Origin of the sequence: Enterococcus pernyi (assembly GCF_045371165.1) — a bacterium.
GTDB classification, from domain to species: domain Bacteria; phylum Bacillota; class Bacilli; order Lactobacillales; family Enterococcaceae; genus Enterococcus_B; species Enterococcus_B pernyi.
The window spans coordinates 71,905-93,425 of record NZ_JBIQDM010000012.1; the positions used below are offsets into that span (position 1 = coordinate 71,905).

General features: G+C 38.1%; 22 protein-coding genes, 1 tRNA gene and 1 riboswitch. Of the genes, 7 read left to right on the plus strand and 16 right to left on the minus strand.

Translation table 11 applies throughout. From position 1 onward, the window contains the following. Positions 1-150: 150 nt before the first annotated feature. From ACH0AK_RS12720 to ACH0AK_RS12745, 6 genes are all read right to left on the minus strand, one after another. On the minus strand, positions 151-1,455 hold the full coding sequence (locus tag ACH0AK_RS12720) for a nucleobase:cation symporter-2 family protein (protein ID WP_019723457.1): 1,305 nt from the start codon (positions 1,453-1,455) through the stop codon (positions 151-153). 2 nt (positions 1,456-1,457) lie between these two features. Then, complete coding sequence (locus ACH0AK_RS12725) at positions 1,458-2,039, minus strand: xanthine phosphoribosyltransferase (RefSeq protein WP_019723458.1); 582 nt, start codon at positions 2,037-2,039, stop codon at positions 1,458-1,460. Between the two features lie 85 nt (positions 2,040-2,124). Beyond that, positions 2,125-2,222: riboswitch (purine riboswitch) on the minus strand. A 276-nt stretch (positions 2,223-2,498) separates the two neighbouring features. Next, positions 2,499-3,176, minus strand: coding sequence for a beta/alpha barrel domain-containing protein (locus ACH0AK_RS12730; protein ID WP_010735691.1), 678 nt, complete (start codon positions 3,174-3,176; stop codon positions 2,499-2,501). 24 nt (positions 3,177-3,200) lie between these two features. Beyond that, entirely contained in the window at positions 3,201-3,815 is a 615-nt protein-coding gene (locus ACH0AK_RS12735; protein ID WP_023519513.1) for a glycoside hydrolase family 73 protein, read from the minus strand. 9 nt (positions 3,816-3,824) lie between these two features. Beyond that, a complete protein-coding gene (locus ACH0AK_RS12740) occupies positions 3,825-4,625 on the minus strand; it encodes a M15 family metallopeptidase (protein ID WP_023519512.1) in 801 nt (266 codons plus the stop codon). A gap of 13 nt (positions 4,626-4,638) precedes the next feature. Then, positions 4,639-5,175, minus strand: coding sequence for a hypothetical protein (locus ACH0AK_RS12745; RefSeq protein ID WP_010735694.1), 537 nt, complete (start codon positions 5,173-5,175; stop codon positions 4,639-4,641). Between the two features lie 193 nt (positions 5,176-5,368). On the opposite strand from ACH0AK_RS12745, the gene ACH0AK_RS12750 reads away from it, so the two are divergent. Then, positions 5,369-6,328 carry a Gfo/Idh/MocA family protein gene (locus ACH0AK_RS12750; RefSeq protein ID WP_010735695.1) on the plus strand — a complete coding sequence of 320 codons (960 nt, stop codon included), beginning with the start codon at positions 5,369-5,371 and terminating at the stop codon, positions 6,326-6,328. Between the two features lie 57 nt (positions 6,329-6,385). On the opposite strand, the gene ACH0AK_RS12755 is transcribed toward ACH0AK_RS12750, so the two are convergent. Then, positions 6,386-7,351, minus strand: a complete 966-nt coding sequence (locus tag ACH0AK_RS12755; RefSeq protein WP_023519510.1) for an aromatic acid exporter family protein — start codon at positions 7,349-7,351, stop codon at positions 6,386-6,388. Positions 7,352-7,460: 109 nt separating this feature from the next. Between ACH0AK_RS12755 and ACH0AK_RS12760 the strand changes: the two genes are divergently transcribed. Next, positions 7,461-8,057, plus strand: coding sequence for an FUSC family protein (locus ACH0AK_RS12760; protein ID WP_010735697.1), 597 nt, complete (start codon positions 7,461-7,463; stop codon positions 8,055-8,057). A 49-nt stretch (positions 8,058-8,106) separates the two neighbouring features. On the opposite strand, the gene floT is transcribed toward ACH0AK_RS12760, so the two are convergent. Together floT and ACH0AK_RS12770 are read right to left on the minus strand one after the other, a co-directional pair. Next, positions 8,107-9,588 carry a flotillin lipid rafts scaffold protein FloT gene (gene floT, locus ACH0AK_RS12765; RefSeq protein ID WP_019723963.1) on the minus strand — a complete coding sequence of 494 codons (1,482 nt, stop codon included), beginning with the start codon at positions 9,586-9,588 and terminating at the stop codon, positions 8,107-8,109. A gap of 13 nt (positions 9,589-9,601) precedes the next feature. After that, positions 9,602-10,126, minus strand: coding sequence for an NfeD family protein (locus tag ACH0AK_RS12770; RefSeq protein WP_010735699.1), 525 nt, complete (start codon positions 10,124-10,126; stop codon positions 9,602-9,604). 126 nt (positions 10,127-10,252) lie between these two features. Here ACH0AK_RS12770 and ACH0AK_RS12775 point away from each other — a divergent pair, with 126 nt between their 5' ends. Next, a complete protein-coding gene (locus tag ACH0AK_RS12775; RefSeq protein ID WP_010735700.1) occupies positions 10,253-11,065 on the plus strand; it encodes a DNA/RNA non-specific endonuclease in 813 nt (270 codons plus the stop codon). Next, entirely contained in the window at positions 11,066-11,434 is a 369-nt protein-coding gene (locus tag ACH0AK_RS12780) for a hypothetical protein (protein WP_254679158.1), read from the plus strand. Positions 11,435-11,692: 258 nt separating this feature from the next. On the opposite strand, the gene ACH0AK_RS12785 is transcribed toward ACH0AK_RS12780, so the two are convergent. Further along, positions 11,693-14,284, minus strand: a complete 2,592-nt coding sequence (locus ACH0AK_RS12785; RefSeq protein ID WP_137072310.1) for an HAD-IC family P-type ATPase — start codon at positions 14,282-14,284, stop codon at positions 11,693-11,695. A 161-nt stretch (positions 14,285-14,445) separates the two neighbouring features. Between ACH0AK_RS12785 and ACH0AK_RS12790 the strand changes: the two genes are divergently transcribed. Next, a complete protein-coding gene (locus ACH0AK_RS12790; protein WP_226076329.1) occupies positions 14,446-15,234 on the plus strand; it encodes a MerR family transcriptional regulator in 789 nt (262 codons plus the stop codon). Positions 15,235-15,328: 94 nt separating this feature from the next. On the opposite strand, the gene nagA is transcribed toward ACH0AK_RS12790, so the two are convergent. From nagA to ACH0AK_RS12810, 4 genes are all read right to left on the minus strand, one after another. Beyond that, on the minus strand, positions 15,329-16,477 hold the full coding sequence (nagA, locus tag ACH0AK_RS12795) for an N-acetylglucosamine-6-phosphate deacetylase (protein ID WP_010735705.1): 1,149 nt from the start codon (positions 16,475-16,477) through the stop codon (positions 15,329-15,331). Between the two features lie 74 nt (positions 16,478-16,551). Beyond that, positions 16,552-17,388 (minus strand): helix-turn-helix domain-containing protein, encoded by an 837-nt coding sequence (locus ACH0AK_RS12800; protein WP_010735706.1) that lies wholly within the window; start codon positions 17,386-17,388, stop codon positions 16,552-16,554. Between the two features lie 434 nt (positions 17,389-17,822). Then, positions 17,823-19,040 carry a pyridoxal phosphate-dependent aminotransferase gene (locus tag ACH0AK_RS12805; RefSeq protein ID WP_023519505.1) on the minus strand — a complete coding sequence of 406 codons (1,218 nt, stop codon included), beginning with the start codon at positions 19,038-19,040 and terminating at the stop codon, positions 17,823-17,825. A gap of 134 nt (positions 19,041-19,174) precedes the next feature. Beyond that, entirely contained in the window at positions 19,175-19,336 is a 162-nt protein-coding gene (locus tag ACH0AK_RS12810; RefSeq protein ID WP_019724415.1) for a hypothetical protein, read from the minus strand. A 64-nt stretch (positions 19,337-19,400) separates the two neighbouring features. Between ACH0AK_RS12810 and ACH0AK_RS12815 the strand changes: the two genes are divergently transcribed. Next, positions 19,401-19,483: transfer RNA gene (locus ACH0AK_RS12815), tRNA-Leu, on the plus strand. 146 nt (positions 19,484-19,629) lie between these two features. Here ACH0AK_RS12815 and ACH0AK_RS12820 read toward each other — a convergent pair. Together ACH0AK_RS12820 and ACH0AK_RS12825 are read right to left on the minus strand one after the other, a co-directional pair. Then, on the minus strand, positions 19,630-19,905 hold the full coding sequence (locus ACH0AK_RS12820) for a hypothetical protein (RefSeq protein ID WP_034691354.1): 276 nt from the start codon (positions 19,903-19,905) through the stop codon (positions 19,630-19,632). 96 nt (positions 19,906-20,001) lie between these two features. Continuing rightward, on the minus strand, positions 20,002-20,694 hold the full coding sequence (locus ACH0AK_RS12825; protein WP_137072211.1) for a DNA-directed RNA polymerase subunit omega: 693 nt from the start codon (positions 20,692-20,694) through the stop codon (positions 20,002-20,004). Positions 20,695-20,904: 210 nt separating this feature from the next. Between ACH0AK_RS12825 and ACH0AK_RS12830 the strand changes: the two genes are divergently transcribed. Then, positions 20,905-21,117 (plus strand): DUF378 domain-containing protein, encoded by a 213-nt coding sequence (locus ACH0AK_RS12830; protein WP_010735711.1) that lies wholly within the window; start codon positions 20,905-20,907, stop codon positions 21,115-21,117. The last annotated feature ends 404 nt before the right edge of the window (positions 21,118-21,521 follow it).

The window sequence follows — 21,521 nt, forward strand, 5'->3', positions numbered from 1 at the left end:
GCAGGAACAAAAGTAAACTCTTCGAAAATAAGGCACCCTCCACAAAAATTTGAAAAACAAATTTCGTGGATGGCGCCTTATCTCTCTAAGCTAAAAAGGTCTCTACCTTATTCAGTTACTAGCTATGATTTATAAAAGTAATCTACATCATTACTTCAATGCTTCTTTAATGATTCTCTCGTCTTGTTTTAGTCCGTTAAAAACTAAGTTCAACACAATTGCTGTGATACTGCTCATAACGATCCCATTTCCTGTGAACATTTGAACTGTTTCAGGTAACTGGCTGAATAATTCGGGCATCAAATTGAAGCCTAAACCAAAACCAATCGACACTGCAGCAATCAATAAATTTTTGTCATTTGTAAAATCTACTTCTAATAACATCCGGATTCCTTGGATCGCCACCATTCCAAACATGACCAACATCCCGCCACCAAGGACTGGTTCAGGTATGATTTGAGCCACTGCGCCGATTTTAGGGAATAAGCCCAAGATGATCAAAAAGAAAGCGGAAAAGTAAATGGGTTTTCTTGTTTTGATTCCTGAAAGTTGTACCAACCCAACATTTTGCGAAAATCCTGTATAAGGAAATGTGTTAAAGATACCACCTAAGATGACGGCTAACCCCTCTGCTCGATAACCTTTTTTCAACTGCTCTTCCCCGACTTTTTTTCCAGTGATATCTCCTAAGGCAAAATAGACGCCTGTTGATTCTACCATACTTACCATTGAAATGATGATCATCAATAAGATCGACCAGATTTCAAATGTCGGTTTTCCAAAGTAAAAAGGTTGCGGTACGTGAAAAACAGGGGCTTGTCCAATTGCTCCTAGATCGATTCTACCTAAAAAGGCAGCTAAGATACTTCCACCGATCAAACCGATCAAAACCGCAATGGATCGAATGAACCCTTTGCCTAATAATTGCACACCAACGATCAGTAGGATCGTGACAAACGCTAATAATAAATTCGTCAGATCACCAAAGCCTGGAGCAGTTGCACTGCCGCCACCCATTTTTTCGATGGCTACTGGAATCAACGTCAAGCCAATCACTGTAATCACTGTTCCAGTAACAATCGGCGGAAATAGTTTTTTGATCTTTGAAAAGAAACCAGCAACTAGCACAACAAAAATCCCTGACGCGATGATCGAGCCATAGATCGCACCGACACCTTCTGTGCTACCGATCAAAATCAACGGCGCAACTGCTTGGATCGCACAACCTAAAACAACTGGTAAACCGATCCCGAAAAAGCGATTGACAGTTAATTGCAAGAGCGTCGCTAATCCACACATGAAAATATCGATTGAGATAAGATAAGTCATTTGTTCTTGATTAAATCCTAACCCCGTACCAATCAATAACGGTACAGCGACTGCTCCCGCATACATCGCTAATAAATGCTGTAACCCTAAGACAGCTGCTTTTCCATTTTGAGTTTCTTTCTCCACGCTTACGCATCCTCCTCAAGAAAATCTACTTGACCATCAGAAAGTGATGCTACGCGGGCAAGTGAGACCACTTTTAAGCCCATTTCTTCAAGAAGTTGACGACCGTCTTGGAAGGATTTTTCAATGACGATCCCGATTCCCTCAACACTCGCACCTGCTTGTTGGCACAATTCGATCAAACCTTTTGCCGCCTGACCATTCGCTAAAAAGTCATCAATGATCAATACTTTATCTTCAGAAGACAAGAATTTACGAGAAATCGATATCGTGCTTGTTACTTGTTTCGTAAATGAATAAACGGATGCCGTCAATAATTCTTCATCCATCGTCAAACTTTTGGCTTTTCTTGCAAAGATCATCGGTACACCGAGCTCTTTAGCCGCAAATAAAGCAGGGGCGATACCAGAAGCTTCAATTGTCACCACTTTAGTGATTCCTTGTTCTTTAAATACTTCCGCAAAACGTTGGCCCATTTGTTCCATCAACACTGGATCTACCTGATGGGTAACAAAACTATCTACTTTCAACACGCCTTCACCCAAGACTTGTCCATCTTTATTGATACGTTCAACTAATTCTCTCACTTTATTTACTCCTTTTCTTGCTAAATTCATGCCACTCAAAATAGAAAAAAACATCTCTACTGCTCATGTATAAGCAAAAAAGATGTTTCACTACTTTTTCACTTATAGTCCAACATTTACGGTGCTGGCTAGAAACTGTCATCCTTATTATGACGATATATAAGTTGTTCGATATTCGATTGATAAATGATATTTTTAGAAACAAAATATTTTAATTTTTAAACGATGAAAACAGTCTAACACTTGTTTCTGAAACTTACAACTATATTTCTTGTTTTTCTCATGAAGGATTTATCTTTAGATTAGACTTGATAAACCTCATAGTTTCATCCTAGCAAACAAAATAGTATTTATGAAATAAAGCAACCAATCCCATAAAGGAAAAGGTTGCTAAAGCCAAGTTTATATCGATAACTATTATCTATGGTTGGTTGAATGATATTTATTTTCGTTTGGTACTCAATTGGTTTTCTCGATTTTTCGATACTTGTCCATTTTACGACTGAATAACTCTCCGCTACTAGGTGGTGTGTAGGTGATTGCATTGGCGCCAGCTTCAATCGTTTCTTTGATGCTTTCTTCCGTGGGACCTCCAGTCGCAATAATCGGTAATTCTGGGTACTTTTCTCGGAAAAAGCGAACAGTGTCTGCTGTATCTTTTCCCGCACTGATATTGATGATCGTAATGCCTGCTGCCAATTTTTCGTCGATTTCCGAGTATTTAGACGTGACTGTACTGATTACCGGTATATCAACCACTTGACAGACATCATGGACAGTCTCTACTGGTGTTGGACCATTCAAGACTACGCCTAATGATCCTTGTGCTTCTGCAAAAAGGCTCATATATGCCGAACGCATCCCTTGTGTCAAGCCACCACCGACACCTGAAAACACAGGGATATCCGCTGCTTCAATGATGCTTTTCGTAATCGCCGGATGGGGTGTAAAAGGATAAACTGCGATCACTGCATTTGCATTGGTGTTTCTGATGATCGCAATATCCGTGGTGAAGATAATCGAACGTATCAACTTGCCAAAAATTTTAATACCACTTGCTTCCATAATGACCTCTGGGACTCTCACGATATCCTTACGTAATTCTGTCATTATTTCTGGAACAAATAAATCTGCCATCCGTCCACTTCCGTTCTTTCCTGATTATTGATCGTATTGATTTAACTGGTAAGTTTCAATCACATGTATGATTTTATCAGCATATGTCGGATCTGTCGCATATCCTGCCGCCTGTAACGCATGAGCTGCTTCAATATAATTGGTCGCAGTGATCACATTCGCATACAATGCAGGATTCCAATCGACACCATTGACAAATAAAGCTGTGTGGTCATCCATTGATTGTTTCCACGAAGAATAGACTCGAAAGTCTCCTTGGATGGTGATCCATTCTTCATTGATATATTCTTTTGTTTCCAGATTGACTTTTTCTTCGTTCCCAAACGCTTTGATACCGAACAAGTTCTTATATTTACTGGCAAGCGTACTATTGCCCCAATCAGATTCAAGGATGGCTTGCCCAATAATGATACTTGGCAAAACGCCATAGCCTTGTTGTAGTTCTTTCGCATGTGGAACTAATGCGTTGATAAATTCCTGATGAGTCAGTGTTTCTTGTTGCTGTGCTTCCGTAGAGTAGGGCGATGACAAACTTCTCAAAGAAAAAACAAAAGCCATCATGATCAACATACTCCCTAAAACTACAGCAAACCAGCGATTATTTTTACGCCTTTGTTTTTTCCATTTGTTTTTTGCCATCTCTTATTCCTACTTTTCTTTTAGTTGGTCCAAGTACTCCTCCATCGTTAAATCGTTTGATGTGATATATTCTGCACTTTCTTTGCCTACATAACGCAGGTGCCAAGGTTCGTAAGTGATTTTTGTAATATCTTCTCGACCTTTTGGATAACGGATGATAAAGCCATATTTAGAGGCATTGTCCGCAAGCCATTTCGCACCTGGTTCGTCACCATATTTTTCATCCAATACAGTATTGGGATAATTGTTGTACCATGTTTCATCGACCACATCCACAGCTAAACCTGTATGGTGTTCACTGTAACCCGGTTCTGTCATAGTTTTTTTCGTAATCGCGGTCGCCTCTTCTTCAGTGACTCCCTGACTACTCATCACCTGTTGGACATTTTGAGCGAACACCTCTTGTTGTGTCGCAACTGAGCGATAAGCCGATACCATAACTAAAGGAAAGCCCGCAGCTTTAGCTGCGTTAGCCAGTTCTTCATAATCAGCTTTAATACGTTTGTCGATCAGATAGCCATTATCTAGCGCAGCCAATTGGTTGGCTTCATCGATTTCTGTCTCGATTTTATGATCAGGTCCTACCAATACTAGCAACCAATCATCCAACTTAACATCTGGCAAATCACTAGAGGTTGCTTTTTTTGTTGCTTTTTCTGTACTTTCTTCTGTCGCACTCGTCGTATTTGTTTGTTCTGTCTTTGAATTATCAGCTTGAGCTTTCGTATCCGTCCGACTCTCACTAACAACCAGATAGCCCATCGCAACAATCATAATCACGACTGAGATAACGCCTAAAATTTTATTCACGCAAAAAATCCTTTCATTCCCTTTCTGGTTCCACTTTCTCACTCACGTAAGTTTCTTCCAGATTTTCATTTACCCAATCTAACAACTCGATTTTCTCCCCTTCGATTTGCTTTTGAACTTCTGCTGGTAATCGAAAGTTCAAAATGTCATCATAACCCCACTCATCATATTGAATACTGACTTTCAAGTCAAGATATCCATTGACAATTTGATCATTTTTTAAAGGGAGCAACTCTACATTCGCACTGCCACTACTTACCCATTTCTGAGCAATACGTGTTTTGATTTGCTTATATTCGGCTACTGCAACGTTTCTTTTTTCAGGGAAAATAATGGTTTGACGTAGAATTTTTTGCGTCAACATCCATTCATAGTCCGTAAAAAGATTTTTCACTTTTTGCATGACCTCGGATGGTAAGTTTTGTTCACCACGCTTCCAAGCTTGCCAAGTTGTTTCATCCACCAATAGATAAGTATCTAAGAAATTTTCTTCTGTTTCAAATTGTTCGAGTAAAACACTCATAATAAGATCAACGTATACTTGATGCATCGCAATCTCCTCCTCCTTCTTATTCTACTTAAATTAAGGTAAAAAATCATCTATTAGAACATTTCTTTCACCTTTTTTTAGAAAGCAATTCTTCAAAACGATTGGAAGTCCTTTTTTTGATATAATAATAGCGAAACCAAGAGTATTCAACATACCCTTATATTAAATATATCACGTCAAGGAGAGATGAAAAATGAAAAAATACCAATGGGGCATTGTCGGTCTAGGATCGATTGCTAACGAATTTGCAGAAAACTTCGATCAAACATCAAGTGAATTGGTTGCTGTTGCATCACGAACTTTGGAAAAAGCACAGGATTTTGCTACACGCCATTCTATCAAAAAAGCGTATGGCGATTATCATGAAATGTTGCAAGATGCTGAAGTTGATATCGTGTATATCGCCGTTCCGAATCGTCAACATATCGACTATATCCTTCCTGCCTTGGAAGCTGGGAAACATGTCTTATGCGAAAAAGCCATCACGATGAATAAGGCAGAACTTCAACAAGCCATCCAATTAGCCGAACAAAAACAGTTGATCTTGGCAGAAGCGATGACGATTTTCAACATGCCTTTGTATCATCAACTTCGTTCAATGATCGATTCAGGCAAGTTAGGTGCATTAAAGATGATCCAAGCACCTTTTGGCAGTTACAAAGAACCTGATCCGACCAACCGCTTCTTCAACCCTGATTTAGCAGGGGGAGCATTACTTGACATTGGAACCTATGCTGTTTCATTTGCTCGATTCTTTTTGAGCTCACAACCGGAAGTCATCGCCTCTCGTATGATTCCATTTAAAACAGGTGTCGATGAACAATCTGTAACGATCTTGCAAAATAAAGAAAATGAACTAGCTACGATCAACCTGACCTTCCAAGCAAAAATGCCAAAAGTCGGAATCGTTGCTTTTGAAAATGGGTATATCTCGATCAATGATTATCCTAGAGCTGACCAAGCCGAAATCATGTATACTGACGGTACAAAAGAATTGATCGAAAGTGGCCATCGTGCGCAAGCAATGAATTATGAAATTGAAAATATGGTAAAAATGATCGAAGGAGAACTTCCAAACCGTTCCCTGTACTTAACCACCGAAGTGATTGCACTCTTAGATGATATGCAAGAGCATTGGAAGAATAACAAATAAACAAAATAAAAATAAGACGAAGCGAGAATGGTCTCCTCATCGCTTCGTCTTATTTGTTCACTTTTCCGCATCCACTATCATCTGCTGAGAAAATTCTACTTTTATTTCAATAAAACTTTTAAATGACTGTAAAAACTGAAACAATTCCGCACGATCCTCAAATTCACTTCGAGTAGTCGGCAATGGCATTTGACGATACATTCCATAGACCTCTTCGATCCGTGTCAATATTTCTTTGCCATCATTTGATTCAGAAAATGTCTCAGCTGTATAGATCAACAAGCCGTATATATGGTCGCTATAAGGCACTGGGTCCTGGATATAAGCTAAATTTTCTTGCATATCTTGGATCACATTGATCTGAGCCCGTCGCATAGAAAAATAGGTTTCATAGTATTGATTTTGTCTAAGCAAGTTATTCTCTTGGTGATTCCGTGCATATGCTTGACTTTCTCGAATATAAACTTGTAATTCTTTGCATAACCCTTGATTTTCGTAAGCTTCGCCAGAAAGCAAAAAGTCTGCCATATTCTTCAAAAGAAGACGAAATCGCTCTTCGATGATCATTTGATTTTCCTTTAAACGTTTTTTACTATCTGGCATATAGACATTAGATAACAAAGCAAAGCCTACACCAATGATCATCAAGGCTGCTTCGTTTGTGATCAATTGCCAACTCATACTTTGTTCACTAAGATAATGAGTGATCAAGACTGAGTTTACAACGATTCCTTCTGTCAATTTGAACCGCACGGCGATTGGAATAAAAAATAATAGAAAGACACTGAAACTGATGATTCGATAGCCCAAAAGTGTAAAACACATGTAGGCAATAAGCGTAGCGACAATAAATGCAGCGACTCGATAGATCCCAGTCATCAAGGTGGAGCGACGAGTATTCCCTACGCTTAACAACGCAATAATACCGGCAGATGGCCAGAATAATAAGGAAAAGTAGTTTGCAACCAACATGGAAGCAAATACACTGATGACCGTTTTTACCGTTCTCATTCCAATACGCATGATCGGCTCCTTTCTTTTTATTGAATTATACTAAATTCGTTCATGAAAAACTAGCAATCCAAGGTAAGTTTAGTTATGATATTGTAAAGAACGTAAAGGAGAGTATACTATGCAATTTGGACGCTTTCGACTTGGTATGCGTACAATGAAGAGTGCTTTAGCCGTTTTCTTATGTATTTTGATCTTTCATCTCTTTGATCGTGGCATTCCAATGATTGCTGCCCTATCTGCTGTTTTTTCCTTGCGCCAGGATTTGACTACGACCTTTTCTTTTGGTCGCTCGCGTATTATTGGCAATCTACTTGGTGGCGGATTAGGTATTTTCTATTTTTTTGTAAAAAGTTACTTCCACAATGATTTTTTAGTTGAACTGATCGTTCTCCCACTTTTAGTGATCATTGTGATCGTCTTATCTGACGGTATCAATAATAATTCTGGAATCATTGCTGCTATTGCAACATTATTACTGATCTCTTTAAGTATCCCTCAAGGAGAGTCAGCCTTCTATGCGATTGAGCGGGTTTTCGATACATTTATCGGGACATTTATTGCTATCGGTATCAATTTTTGCTTGCGTCCGCCAGAAGTTGAAAAAAAAGAAGAGATTGTCGAGGACTTAGAACAATTAAGAAAAAAAGAGCAGGCTTTACTTGAAAGTCTTGAAGAAGTAAAAGCACAGATCCGTGAGCAAAATGAAAATAAATAGCGAACCAACAAAAGACTCAAAGGACATGATCCTTTGAGTCTTTCTTAAGTTATTCTTTCGGTTCATTTGATCCTTCATAGACATTCAATTGTCTAGAATTTCCACGAGTGGAAAGATTCTCAATGATATCTTTGATGTCCAATCCAGTTGTTTCTTTCAACGTTTCTTGTGTCGTCGACAACAAGTTTGTCGCATAGCTTGTCACTCGATTGGCGCCACCTGCTTCACCTGAGGAGTTTCCTGTATCAACAACAGAGATTTTTTCGATATTGCCTAGCGGTTGTGCCGCTTCACGCATCAATTGAGGCAACATTTCGATCACCATGCTAAGCACAGCAGCTTCTCCATATTCTTTGAACGCATCTGCGATTTTTTGTTTTGCTTCTGCTTCCGCTTTCCCTTTTGCTAACGTGGCTTCTGCCTCGGCTTGTCCAGCTAAACGAGTTTGGTTGGCTTGGGCTTGGGCTAAGGCTTCGATTCTAAATTGTTCTGCTTCTGCCTCAGTCACTTCTTTGACTTTTTGTGCTTGGGCTTCTTGTTCTTTGGCGTAACGATCCGCATCGGCTTTTTTCTTCACTTCAGAATCGTATTGTTTTTCACGACGAATGATTTCTTTTTCTTCTAATTCGATTTGTTTTTGACGTTCGACGACTTTTACTTGCATCTCTTGTTCGATTACTTGTTGTTGTTCTCTGGCACTTTCTAAATTATACGCTTGGTCAGCTTTTGCTCGTGCCACATCTTGCTCCTGTTTATAGGCAGCTAATTTCAATTCTTTTTCTTTTAAAGATTCGGCGATCTCTGTTTGGCGTTGTAATTCTGCGGCTTGAGATTCTTTCTCTGCTTCCGCCTTTTTGATACGCGTTTCTTTTAGTGCTTCTGCTTCTGCAATATCTGCATCACGTTTGACTTGAGCAATCCGTGGTTTCCCCAAAGAATCCAAATAACCATTTTTATCACGGACTTCTTTGATCGTGAACGAAACAATGATCAAGCCCATTTTTGCTAGATCCACCGAGGCAACTTCTTGCACACTTTGGCTGAATTTGTCACGATTTTGGTAAATTTCTTCTACTGTCATCGAACCTAGGATCGACCGCAAATGACCTTCTAAGACTTCACGGGCTTCATTTTCAAGTTCTTCTCGCGTTTTCCCTAGAAATTGTTCCGCTGCTGTCGCAATTTCTTCGACAGAAGAACCGATCTTGATGATCGAAGTACCGTCACACATCACCGGCACACCCTGCTCTGTATAAACTTCTGGGGTAGACACGTCTAATTTGCTTGATAATAAACTGATGCGATTCGAACGTTGGAAAACTGGTAATACGAATGCACCTCCACCGCGGACGATTTTGATTTTATTGTTACTCTCGTCGGCATGGACATTTTTACTTCCCAAGTAACTACCACTGATGATCAATGCTTCGTCAGGCTTTGCCGTTTGGTACTTAGCGACAAAGACGATTAATAACATTAAAACGATCAACACTGCTAAAACAATTGCAACAAACACTCCAGATATTTCCATTTCTTCCACTCCTTTACATTTTCAACATACTTTCGTACGGTGTAACATAACAAACACGGTCTCTTACTTCAATGATCAAAACCTTTTCGCCACGTCCGATCATTTTCTCTTGGGGCGTATAAAAACAAGCAGGGCGACTGATTGAACCAGTAACACTTTTTAATTGGATTTCTCCCATTCCCTGGATCGGTATCGGGGTCACCACTGTCGCGATTTGACCTTCTAATGTTTTTTCAGAAGTTGATAGCGTCGATTCTGCGTGCTTCATCGGCATCAAGATATAAAAATTCAACAAAAAAACTAAAACGGTTGCAATAATCGCGCTGATCACGAATATCACTAATGAGGACTGGTTGGTCAAGGATTCACCTAAATAACCTAATAAACTGGTAAAAGTCAACCAGGGAACGATCAGCATCGGATCAATAGGTCCATCGAAATCAAAGACATCTCCAAAAATAACAAGTAACACTGCAACCCCAGCGCATATGAGTAAAACGTACCAGTAAATCGTGATGATTGCGATTCCTCCTATCATCTCATTCGCCTCCTTTGTGTACAAGATTATCATATCATACTAACCTATATAATTAACCTACTTTGGATAAAGTTTTCACTTTTAGTCCGCTTGGTTTTGGATTATACTAACAAAGGAGGTGAACGAATGAAAAATTTAAAAAAACTATGGGGTACATTGATCTCTATAGTTGTTTTTGGCGCAATTGGCTTTATCGGAATGGATCTATTGAATGTAGAACAACCGATCTCAAGTGATTACAGTGAATCTAGTTATACTGCTTCAATCGAGAGTGAATCGGGAGTTTCTACTGACCAACGATCAAACATGAATACATATAGTATGGAATCTTCTGATAAACCAGTCGAAAGTACAAGCAAAAGTGAAGCTACTATCACAAGTAGTATACCTGACTCATCTGAGCCAAGAAACAACGGCTTACCTCAAGAAGAAGACTTAGCACCGACTGGAAACAATCCTGGGCCACAAGAATTAGGAACAGCTTCCTTTGATGTGGCTGAGCTCTCAACAAACAAAGGATGGATCGAGTATCATGAGCTTGATCGATTAGGACGTCCCACTGGTGCGGATGCCTTATTGGAAAAATCAATGATCAATACAGGAACCAGCGCAAACCGTGACATCCGTCCTCCTGGATTTATTTCTGGACCCAGATATGATCATTCTCGCGGACATCTGATCGCTAAACAGTTCGGTGGTAGTGGCGACGACGAAAGAAATCTAGTTACTTTGTTTCAATTCCCAGTAAATGATCCTTACATGAACTACTATGAACTAAAAATCCGTAAGGCGTTGAATCATGGTGAAACTGTACGCTATCGTGTTACTCCACATTATGTTGGCGATGAACTCATCCCTGAAAGTGTCGAGTTAGAGGCAAAAGGAACAGGCAATAACCCAACGATTGATTTTACGGTATTGATACCAAATAAAAAGTAGGTGAAACGATTGTTTGAACAATTGAAGCAAAATCGTACATTAGAAGAAACACTCGCATGGCTGGAAGAAAACGAGCTGTTCGATTATGAGGAACTTGTGTTTTTCCCTTCTTACCAACATTTCAAAGCTAGTATTCTGCGAACAATCGATTATAACTCCCTGGATGAAGCGGAGGTCGCGAATCTCCTTTCATCCTTTCACTTGGTGGCTCGTACGATCGATGGTGATTATCTCTTAGCAAATGAAAAAACGGTTTGTTTGTTTCCTCGCTCTCACCAAAAAGAAGAAATCCAGCGATTTAATGGGAGTTTTGCCGATTTACTAATAAGATACGCAAACTCTTCGAAATCGATTGTCGAATTTTTTTAACTTTCTACTAACTAAGGTTGCTCGCATTAACAATGACAAACTGGGGCTTTATCTTTGAACATTTAACAAAAAACGTATCGCGTATGTTTAGGTATATAAAACAAAAAAACGTCCGAAATGATCATTCTCATTTCGGACGTTTTTACTAACTTATTTTATAAACTAGTTTCTTCTTCCAACGTTACTTGGGTTTAGTGTGAATAAAAAGCACCTAGTTACTTTGGTATCCTTCTATGTTTTTTTCAATAATATGAATGATCAAGCACCTACCCTGTAACTTCTAGCTGATAAAACATATTTTTCGATTTCTACTAAGAAGAATAAAAGTAATCCAGGTAAAAGACTGATGACGACCTCCGTACTTGATAGTAGGTTTGTTCCTAAAGCCATTCTTAATGGTGGAAACCAGATCATCGCAGCTTGAAGCAAAATCATGATCCCAATTGAATAAAACAATGCGGTATTTTTCCATAATCCTCTATCTAAACTAAATTCGCTGATCCTACGACAATTGATCATATAGAAGGCCTGACCAAACACCATCGCATTGATCAACACCGTCTGACGTGCATCGTTTGAGACATATTCCATCGCAGTTAAGCCTAAGATCGTCAAGATCATCCCTACATATAAAATGCGCACCAACGCATATCGTGACAAAATCCGTTCATTCAATGGTCGTGGTCGTCGACTCATCACTTGTTTTTCTGCCCGTTCAAATCCTAAAGCATAGGACAAGGTGATCGAAGCAACTAGATTCAACCATAGGATTTGCACAGTCGTCAAAGGTAATGGGGAGTTTCCGATCAATGAGAATAGTAACAATAATCCTTGCGCCAAACATGTTGGTAAATAAAAGAGAATCGTTTTCTTCAAGTTGTCGAATATCCGACGTCCTTCTTTGACTGCATAAGCGATCGTCTCAAAATTATCATCGACTAAAACCATATCTGCTGCTTGCTTACTAACATCGCTCCCTTTGATTCCCATAGCAATCCCGACGTCAGCTTTTTTCAATGCTGGTGCATCATTTACACCATCGCCGGTCATCCCAACAATTTCACCTTGCGCTTGCAGATAAGAAACGATTGCCAATTTGTGTTCTGGTGTCGTTCGCGCAAATACATCGTTTTCACTTACTGCGCGTTGCCATTGTTGCTCTGACAGTTGATTCAGCTCTTTTCCTGTGATTGCTGTTTGATGATTTTGCAATCCTAGTTGTTTTGCGATGGCTTTCGCTGTCAGTGGATGATCGCCTGTGATCATTTTGACACGTATTCCAGCTTGTTGCATTGATTTCACTGCTTCGATTGCTGACTCTTTTGGTGGGTCGATCACACCGCATAAGCCAATCATCGTCAATGCTTCATCTAGTGCATCATGAGATAAGTCTTCATCGCCGATTTCTTTCATCGCAAAAGCTAACACACGTTGCCCTTGGCTCGCTAAATCTTCATTTTTCTTATGCCAACGTTTTTTATCGATCGACTGGCTCATACCTCTAGCATCCATTTGTTGTCCCGCTTTTTCGATCAATACATCCGGTGCACCTTTTACGAACAAGATATTTTTCCCATTGATCTCATGAACAGTCCCCATGTATTTATACGTTGAATCAAAAGGAATTTTGGCAATAGGTGAATGGATTATTGCCTGTTGCGTATTTGTATAACGTAATAATGCAAGTTCTGTTGCATTTCCCGTTTCAGGACAATCCCCATCTGCTAATTGTGTTTCTTGACAATTATGCATTGCTTGTAACAAATATTCTTCGACTTTTGTATGTGCTACTTGTGCAAATGATTCAGGCGTATACCAATCATTTAGTGTCGCTATATGAACTAAAGACATTTCATTTTTTGTCAATGTCCCTGTCTTATCTGAACAAATAACCGTCATCGCACCTAAGGTTTCTACTGTAGGCAATGTTTTTACAATGGCATTCTTCTTTGCCATTCGATTCACGCCAATCGACAAAATGATCGTTAAAATCGACGGCAGGCCTTCTGGAATCGAAGAAACGATCAAAGCAATGATCGCCGTAGCGATATAGCCCCATGTCATACCATAATAAAAATACGAAACAAGAGCAATTAACAAAATCAACGCACTGATTCCTTTAAATATACTTGTATTCATTTCCTTGATTTTCTTCAATAACGGGGTTTCTTGTTCTTCAACAGTTGATAAAGAATGACTGATTTTACCGATTTGAGTATTCGAACCTACTTCAACAACGACACCTAATCCATTGCCAGATTCAACTTTAGTGCCCGAAAAAGCCATATTTACTTGTTCAGCTAATTCTGTATTTTCAGGTAAGCTATCAACAGTTTTGCTGACAGAATGTGTTTCTCCTGTTAAAATCGCCTCATCCACTTGTAAATTGAATGATTCGATGATCCGAACATCTGCTGGTACGATATCTCCAGCAGTCAAGACTACTTGATCGCCGACGACCAAGTCTGCCGGATCGATCTCTCGTTTTTTTCCATCTTCTAAAATCACTGCTTTATCACTCAATAATCCTTTGATACTATCTAAAGAAGAAGCTGCTTTTCGTTCTTGGAAGTACCCGATCATCGCATTTAGAAAAACAACTAAAAAGATCATGCCACCTTCCATCAATGCACCAGTTGCAACTTTCAATATCGCTGCCCCTAATAAGATGTACATCAACGCATCATGGAAATAAGATAAGAATTTTTGCCATTCTGGTGTTTGATCTTTTTCTTCCATTTTATTTTTTCCATATTTTTTTTGACGTTCCAGCCGATCACTCTCTGTGATATATTCTGTGACTTGAACTTGTTTGATTGTTTCTTCCGTTGACTTGTTATACCATTCCATACTTTTTCTCCTCCAACACTAACTAATCTATAATCAGCTTACAGGTTAGAGTAACTCTAAGGTCAAGGGTTTCGTGTAAATAATTTAAAAATACTCGCTTTTTTGAATCAACTAATAGTAAAATGAGGAACAGATATAAAGTATAAATAAATCAAACGGAAGTGAATCGATTGAAAATCAATGAATTAGCAAAATTATATGATATTACCCCACATACTTTACGTTACTATGAAAAAATCGGTTTGATCCAACCAGATTATGACGATAACGGTTATCGAAATTATTCGTACAAAGAATTAGAACAACTAAATACGATTCGCGATCTGCGATATTTTGATGTTTCTTTGCCTGAGATCGTCGAATATCTGAATAATAAAAATATCGATCGAACAAAAGAACTTTTACGATTTGAAATTGATTCTTTGCATCGTTTGATTGCAGAATCAAAAGAAAAAATCTCCTTATTAGATGATCGCTTACAGTTGATCTATGAAGTAGAAGATACTCCATTCAATCAACCGATCGTGATGGAACATCAATTACGTCAAGTAATCAAAGACGATGAAATGACGACTAGCGATGATGTCGATTACGCATTGAAACAGCTGCATAAAAAACATGAGAAACAACTCAGTGCCAACAATCAAAATTTATTTGGAAGTATCTTACATGAAGAGTCAGAGTCTTTTGCCTATCAAGTCTTTTATTTCTATCCAGAAACTGCCTCTTTGATCAATGAGGTGTCCACGTTACCATCCGGGAAATACTTGGCCTACACTTACCAAGGAGCCTATGAGCAACAAGACACAGGCATTCAAGAAATGAAAAAATATGCACAAACACATCAACTAGAATTAAAGAGTCCATTTTATGAACTCTATCTCGTAGATTTCCATGAAACCAATGACCAGAATGAATTTATTACACGCTTAGAAGTATTGATCCAGTAACCAACTATTTATCTAAAAAACACCACAAAAAAACAGCCAAAAGAGAGTAAAGCTACGAGTTGCTTCTTCCTTTTGGCTGTTCATTTATTCTTTTTTACGCATGATAACGTTCAATACCATCTAAATAAGTGGCATCTAAGGTCATGTCAGGATTCAAGACGATGAAATCAGCATCTCTTCCTTTAGCAATCTTTCCACATGTATCGTCGATCTTACAGCTAACTGCAGGAACGTACGTAGCCATCATGATGGCTTGTTCTGGTGTAGCTAAGCCCCAATCTACGACATTTTTGATTGCTTCTTTTAATCTTAGAATACTTCCAGCTAGATTTCCAGATTCTAAACGAGCTGTTCCATCTTTTACGACTACTGGGAACTCACCTAAATTGTAATTACCATCAGGCATCCCCCCAGCCATCATGCAATCCGTGATCAAAGCCACATGTTCATGTCCTGCTTTTTCCATCAGGATCTGTGCTGCATTTGGATGGACATGGTGACCGTCACAAATCAACTCAGAAAATACGTGATCCAATGATAATAATGCGCCGACCATACCTGGCTCACGATGGTTCAAGCCACGCATCCCGTTAAACGCATGAACAAACACGCTTGCACCTGCTTCAACAGCTGCTTGTGCTTCATTGATCGTTGCATTACTATGACCTAAAGCAACTACAACGCCTTCATCTGTCACTTGTTTTACAAATTCTTCGACACCTGCGCGTTCTGGTGCTAATGCGATTTTTTTGATCAATCCGCCTGAAGCTTCTTGCCATTCATTGAAGACTGCCAAATCAGGGTCGCCAAAATAACTTGGGTTTTGCGCGCCTTTATGCTCTTCTGTAAAGAATGGTCCTTCAAAATAGATCCCTTTGATTTTAGCGCCAGGAGCTTCATGGTACATTTTTCCGATCGTCTCTGCCACATCTCTTAGACGTTCTTTACTAGAGGTTAATGTTGTAGGTAAAAAGGCAGTTACCCCACAAGATAACAGACCTTCTGACATAGCTTTGATTCCTTCTGCGTCATTATCCATAACATCGTGATTCATAAACCCATGAATATGTGTGTCTACAAGTCCAGGGGCGATCCATTTACCGCTTTGATCAATGATCGTTACTTCACCAACTGGTTTTTCTGAAAGATATTCGCCAAAAAGCCCATCAGTGATTTCAAGATATCCAGCGTTTTTCACACCAGATGCTAAAAAGAATTTGTCAGCATAGATATAAGTTCTCATTCTATTCTCTCCTTTGATGATCTACCTTTAAATTACTCTTATTTACGAAAGAAGTCAAGAATGGTCTACACCATTTATATACTTTTAGCAATCTTTTTTACTGCTTGAGCTAATTCTTCATAAAACAATGCTTTTGACAGTTCATTTTGCTGTTTGTAGATCAAACTTTTTAGAATAAATAAATCATTTAAATAATAATAGCTATTTTTTTCTTGTGCCCAACGAATCCCTTGATTCACTTGTTCAAGGGCTGCTTGGCGTTCTCCTTGATGAAATAGAAAACTACCATAATTATAAAAAATCTGGGTCAATTCGCTTTTGTTGTGCTCGTTGATCGTATCATGTAAGAGTTGGACGCTACGACTTAAATAATATCTTGCTTCTGTACTTCTCCCTGCAACCCCATAGACTTTACCAATACAGCTGATCAATTGGATCTCTATATCACAGACATGTGTCCGATCTTTTTGGCTGGAGTAAGTCAATGCTTCTTTCAAGTAACTAAGTGCCTTTACTAGGTTTTTCCTTAATGTAAATTCACAAACACCTAAATAATAATAATACCGTTGAAAATCCTCAGCTGAATAGAGATTCTCTGTCACCTTCGCTGATTTTAGTTCTTGTTCTAATTTACGATAATCTCTTTTTAAAAAGTAAAGATCCAGAAGATCAAACTGTCTAGTTGCTGCTCGAATCTTGTCCTTGGATAAGTTCATTACATAATCGATCGTTACACCAAGCCTGTGACAGATCTGAGCCATCACTAATACATTTGGTAACTCTTCGTTATTTTCGATTCTACTCAGCACACTTTGAGAACAAATGCCTTGTGAAAGCATTTGTTGAGTCATTTTTTGTTCTTTTCGGATTTCTTTGATGATCGTACCAAAGGAATCGACTAATGCTTCCATAAGTATCCCCCTCTCAAAAAAATATGCGTATTCGCATGACTACATGTATTGTACTTGACTACTTTGTAAACTTCAAGAAAAGTCCAATAGCAACGAATCATTTTTCAAAAATTGACATTAAAAAAACGCCTCGGTATCGGGACGCTTTTAGGTGAAGTCGTATTTACTTTATAAAAAAATTTGCCAATCACATCGTTTTTACTACTCGTTGGCTCTTACTCGAAACTGGTTATTTGCAGGTGTCAAATGAGAATAAAACTCAGACAAAAACGGTTGATTTAGTGAAGTAAGCAAATGCCCATAAGAATCGTTGATTCCAATTGTTATAGTGATTCACTTACTTCATAAAATCTTGATTTATCCCGTCAGTTACTCGCTTAAGCTTAAAACTACCTACTTAATACACACGCACAACAGCCAAAATATGACATTTCCTATCTTTGTCGGTAGGTTGTCAGGAATTCACGCATTTTTTTCGCCGTTACTTTTAGATCGTCTAATTTTGGTAAGTAAACGATTCTGAAGTGGTCTGGATCAGGCCAGTTAAAACCGCCTCCGTGAACAAGTAAAATCTTATGCTCGTGCAGAAAATCTAATACGAACTGCTCATCATTGGTAATATTGAAGCGTTTCGTATCGATTTTTGGAAAGATATAAAAAGCTGCTTTCGGCTTAACCGCTGATAATCCAGGGATATCATTGATTGCATTATAAATGTATTCTCTTTGTTCGTAGATCCGTCCACCTGGCAATAGCAATTCATCCACACTTTGGTAGCCCCCTAGGGCAGTTTGGATGATTTGTTGTGACAGAACATTTGAACAAAGACGCATAGAGGAAAGCATATTCAACCCTTCGATATAGCCTTTTACATTTGATTTGTCACCACTCAACACCATCCAGCCGACACGGAATCCCGCCACACGATGTGATTTAGATAGGCCATTCAATGTGACAACGAATAGATCAGGTGCTAAAGTCGCAATCGGGATATGCTCTAAGCCATCCATCACTAAACGATCATAGATTTCGTCTGAATAAATGATCAATTGATGTTCTCGTGCGATTTTCACGATTTCTTCTAATAATTCTTTCGGATATAAAGCTCCTGTTGGATTATTAGGATTGATGATCACGATTGCCTTTGTCCGGCTGGTAACTTTAGATTTGATATCCTCAATATCTGGATACCATTCGGCTTGTTCATCGCATACATAATGAACTGGTTTTCCTCCAGCCAAAGAAACAGAAGCTGTCCATAAAGGATAATCCGGCATTGGCACTAATACTTCATCGCCATTGTCCAACAGCCCTTGCATACACATCGTGATCAGCTCACTGACCCCATTACCAGTATAGATATCATTGATCGTCACATTTGGAAATTTTTTCAATTGACAATACTGTTCAATCGCTTTTCGTGCAGAAAAAATCCCTTTTGAATCCGAATAGCCTTCTGAATCTCTGGCATTCATGATCAAATCACGGATCACTTCATTTGGTGCCTCAAATCCAAATGGTGCTGGATTTCCCGTATTCAATTTTAATATACTGATGCCCTCTTCTTGCATTCGTTCTGCTTCTTCAAGAACCGGTCCGCGGACATCGTAACTTACGCCTTCTAATTTGTTGGATTTTTCAAATTCTCTCATAGTGATCCAATCCCTCGTTTCAAAAAAGTTAGAAATTTCTGATTATACCCATTTATTTCCATATCATACTCCATTCATCTGGATTTTGCCACCGTTTTAAAGAAATCCTAGATGAAAATCAACTTTTTTTACTTTTATTTCTCATGCCGATCGTTCCAAAGATTTGCTGCCCAATCCATAGCAATTCCGATAATCACACCTAAGAATATCCCCATGGTCAATTGTCCAAATGCAGATCCAATGATAATGCCTGCCACCATTCCTAAAATTGAAAATTCCCCATCATATTTATTCATGATTTTCCTCTTTCATATCTTGACATCTATTTCGTTACTCGCTATGATTAAAGTGTTGTTTCTTGCAGACGTGATGGAACGGCAGACATGCAAGATTGAGGGTCTTGTGAGCATAAGCTCGTGTGGGTTCAAATCCCATCGTCTGCATAAATAAGTAAAACTCATGGTTTATGCCATGAGTTTTTTTGTTTGTTATTAAAAAAACAAGGCAGTTCATCGAGTCAATTTACAATTTTTCTACCTATATAAGAGTAATCCATTAGTTCTTAATATCGAACATTGACTTTGTTCTCTCATTTGATGATCTTCTGTTTAGGGAAGAGACTATTTTCAAAAGCGACAACAATGTTTGATTTTTCTAATACCGTGTAGTCTTTGACGACAAATTGCTTACGGTTATTATAGTAGCCTTTCACAAATATCTTCATTCCTTCATCTACATCGGCAATAAAATTAAGACTATGATTAGCAATCAAGCAATTCTCTGAGCCTAAAGTAAAACGGATCAGTGGTCGTTCCCCTAGTTTGATCGTTCTGATTTTTGAGACTGTTCCATATTTTCTTTCCATTGTCATCTCTCCCCTCATCACCATTATACGAACAAACGTTCCGTTTTTCAAGTGATTTTCCTTGGAAAAACAACTCTAAAAAAGTATCTTTAACGTCTACTTATTCACTTGGCGATCAACGATTTGTTGAGATTTTTCCGCCGTTTGCTTTGCATCGTTTCTCGCTTTTTCTAATTGTGCGATATAACTTCTCAAATTACTATTTTCTGCTGAAATAGTTTCTAATTGTTTCTTCGCGGTTGCTAAATCAGCTTGCAAATTTGTTTTTTCTCGATTTAATTGGCTGATTTGTTCGTTTAATTGATTAACAGTACTTTGCATCTCTGTATATTTGCCCTGGATTTCTTGAAGTCTAGTATTCCATTGACTATTTAGGGTATTGATTTCGTTTATTTTTTGAGTTATTTCATTGATCTTATTGTTGATTTCGATTTGTTTGTCATTTAATTGATTTTCTTTACTAGTTAATTGGTTTTGTAAATTTGCATGTTCAGCAACCAATTGGCTTTTTTGCGTTTCCAAGTCAGTGATCTTTGTTTGGTATTCTTGCGCTTTTGTTTGTATATTTTGAAGATCTTGATTTTTTATTGCTAATTGACTATTTAAGTCAGTGATTTTTTGGTCATGGCTTGTTAACTGTTGATCAAGTTTTTCTAAATTTTCGTTGATCTTAGTGATATCAGATTCTCCACCCCAGAATAAAACTTCTCCTGCAAACCGTGTGCCCGTATAACCAATAGCCCCTAGCAATAATGCAATCAATCCAGTAATCATCCATTTTTTTTTCATGTTCTTCTCCTTAATAAATATTATTATTTTATAACCAGCTAAATCTAATCTTTTACTTGTCTATTGTCAAGACATATCTATTTTAAATTTTCAAATTCTATAAAACGTTGAAATGAAAGGACTATAAATTAAATTACAGGCAATATTTTAGTACAAATTCTTTAATTGTTTTATAATAATAGTATGTCATATAGGAAAGGGGTAATTTCAATGAAAACATTAGATATGATTGCTTTAACATTGTTGATTGTTGGAGGATTGAACTGGTTGTTAGTCGGTTTATTAGAATTTGATTTAGTTGCGACGATTGCAGGCGGCTCTACGACTATTTTAGCTAAAGCTATATATATTATTGTTGGGATTTGTGCTATTTATTGTTTGAAATTCTTTCCAATGATCTCCAATCGTGTAGAACATCAATAATTGGGATTTGATTTTTTTAGAACATGGGGCAACCATTTGCTCCATGTTTTTTTATTATTTACTCCTTTGATTGTCGTCATTAGGCTTAAGAATAGCTATTATGACTGATAGATAGCCACCCATTTTATCTTCTACAATAGAAAAAAACATATTTATTATCCGCTTAATATTTTCTTAACTAATTTTTTTCATCAAAAAACGAGAACATACATTCTTTCAATTAAAAGAAAGAAAGCGTTTTTCGATTACATATGTTTCGTTGAATATTACAAAAAAGGTAGCTTTGTCATAAACTGTTACGTTTTTATCACCTATGAAATGTCTCATCATGGTAAAGTATTACTCGTTAGCGAAAACAGCTAATCAAAATAACTTTTTAAAATACGAAGGAGATCTTTCATGAA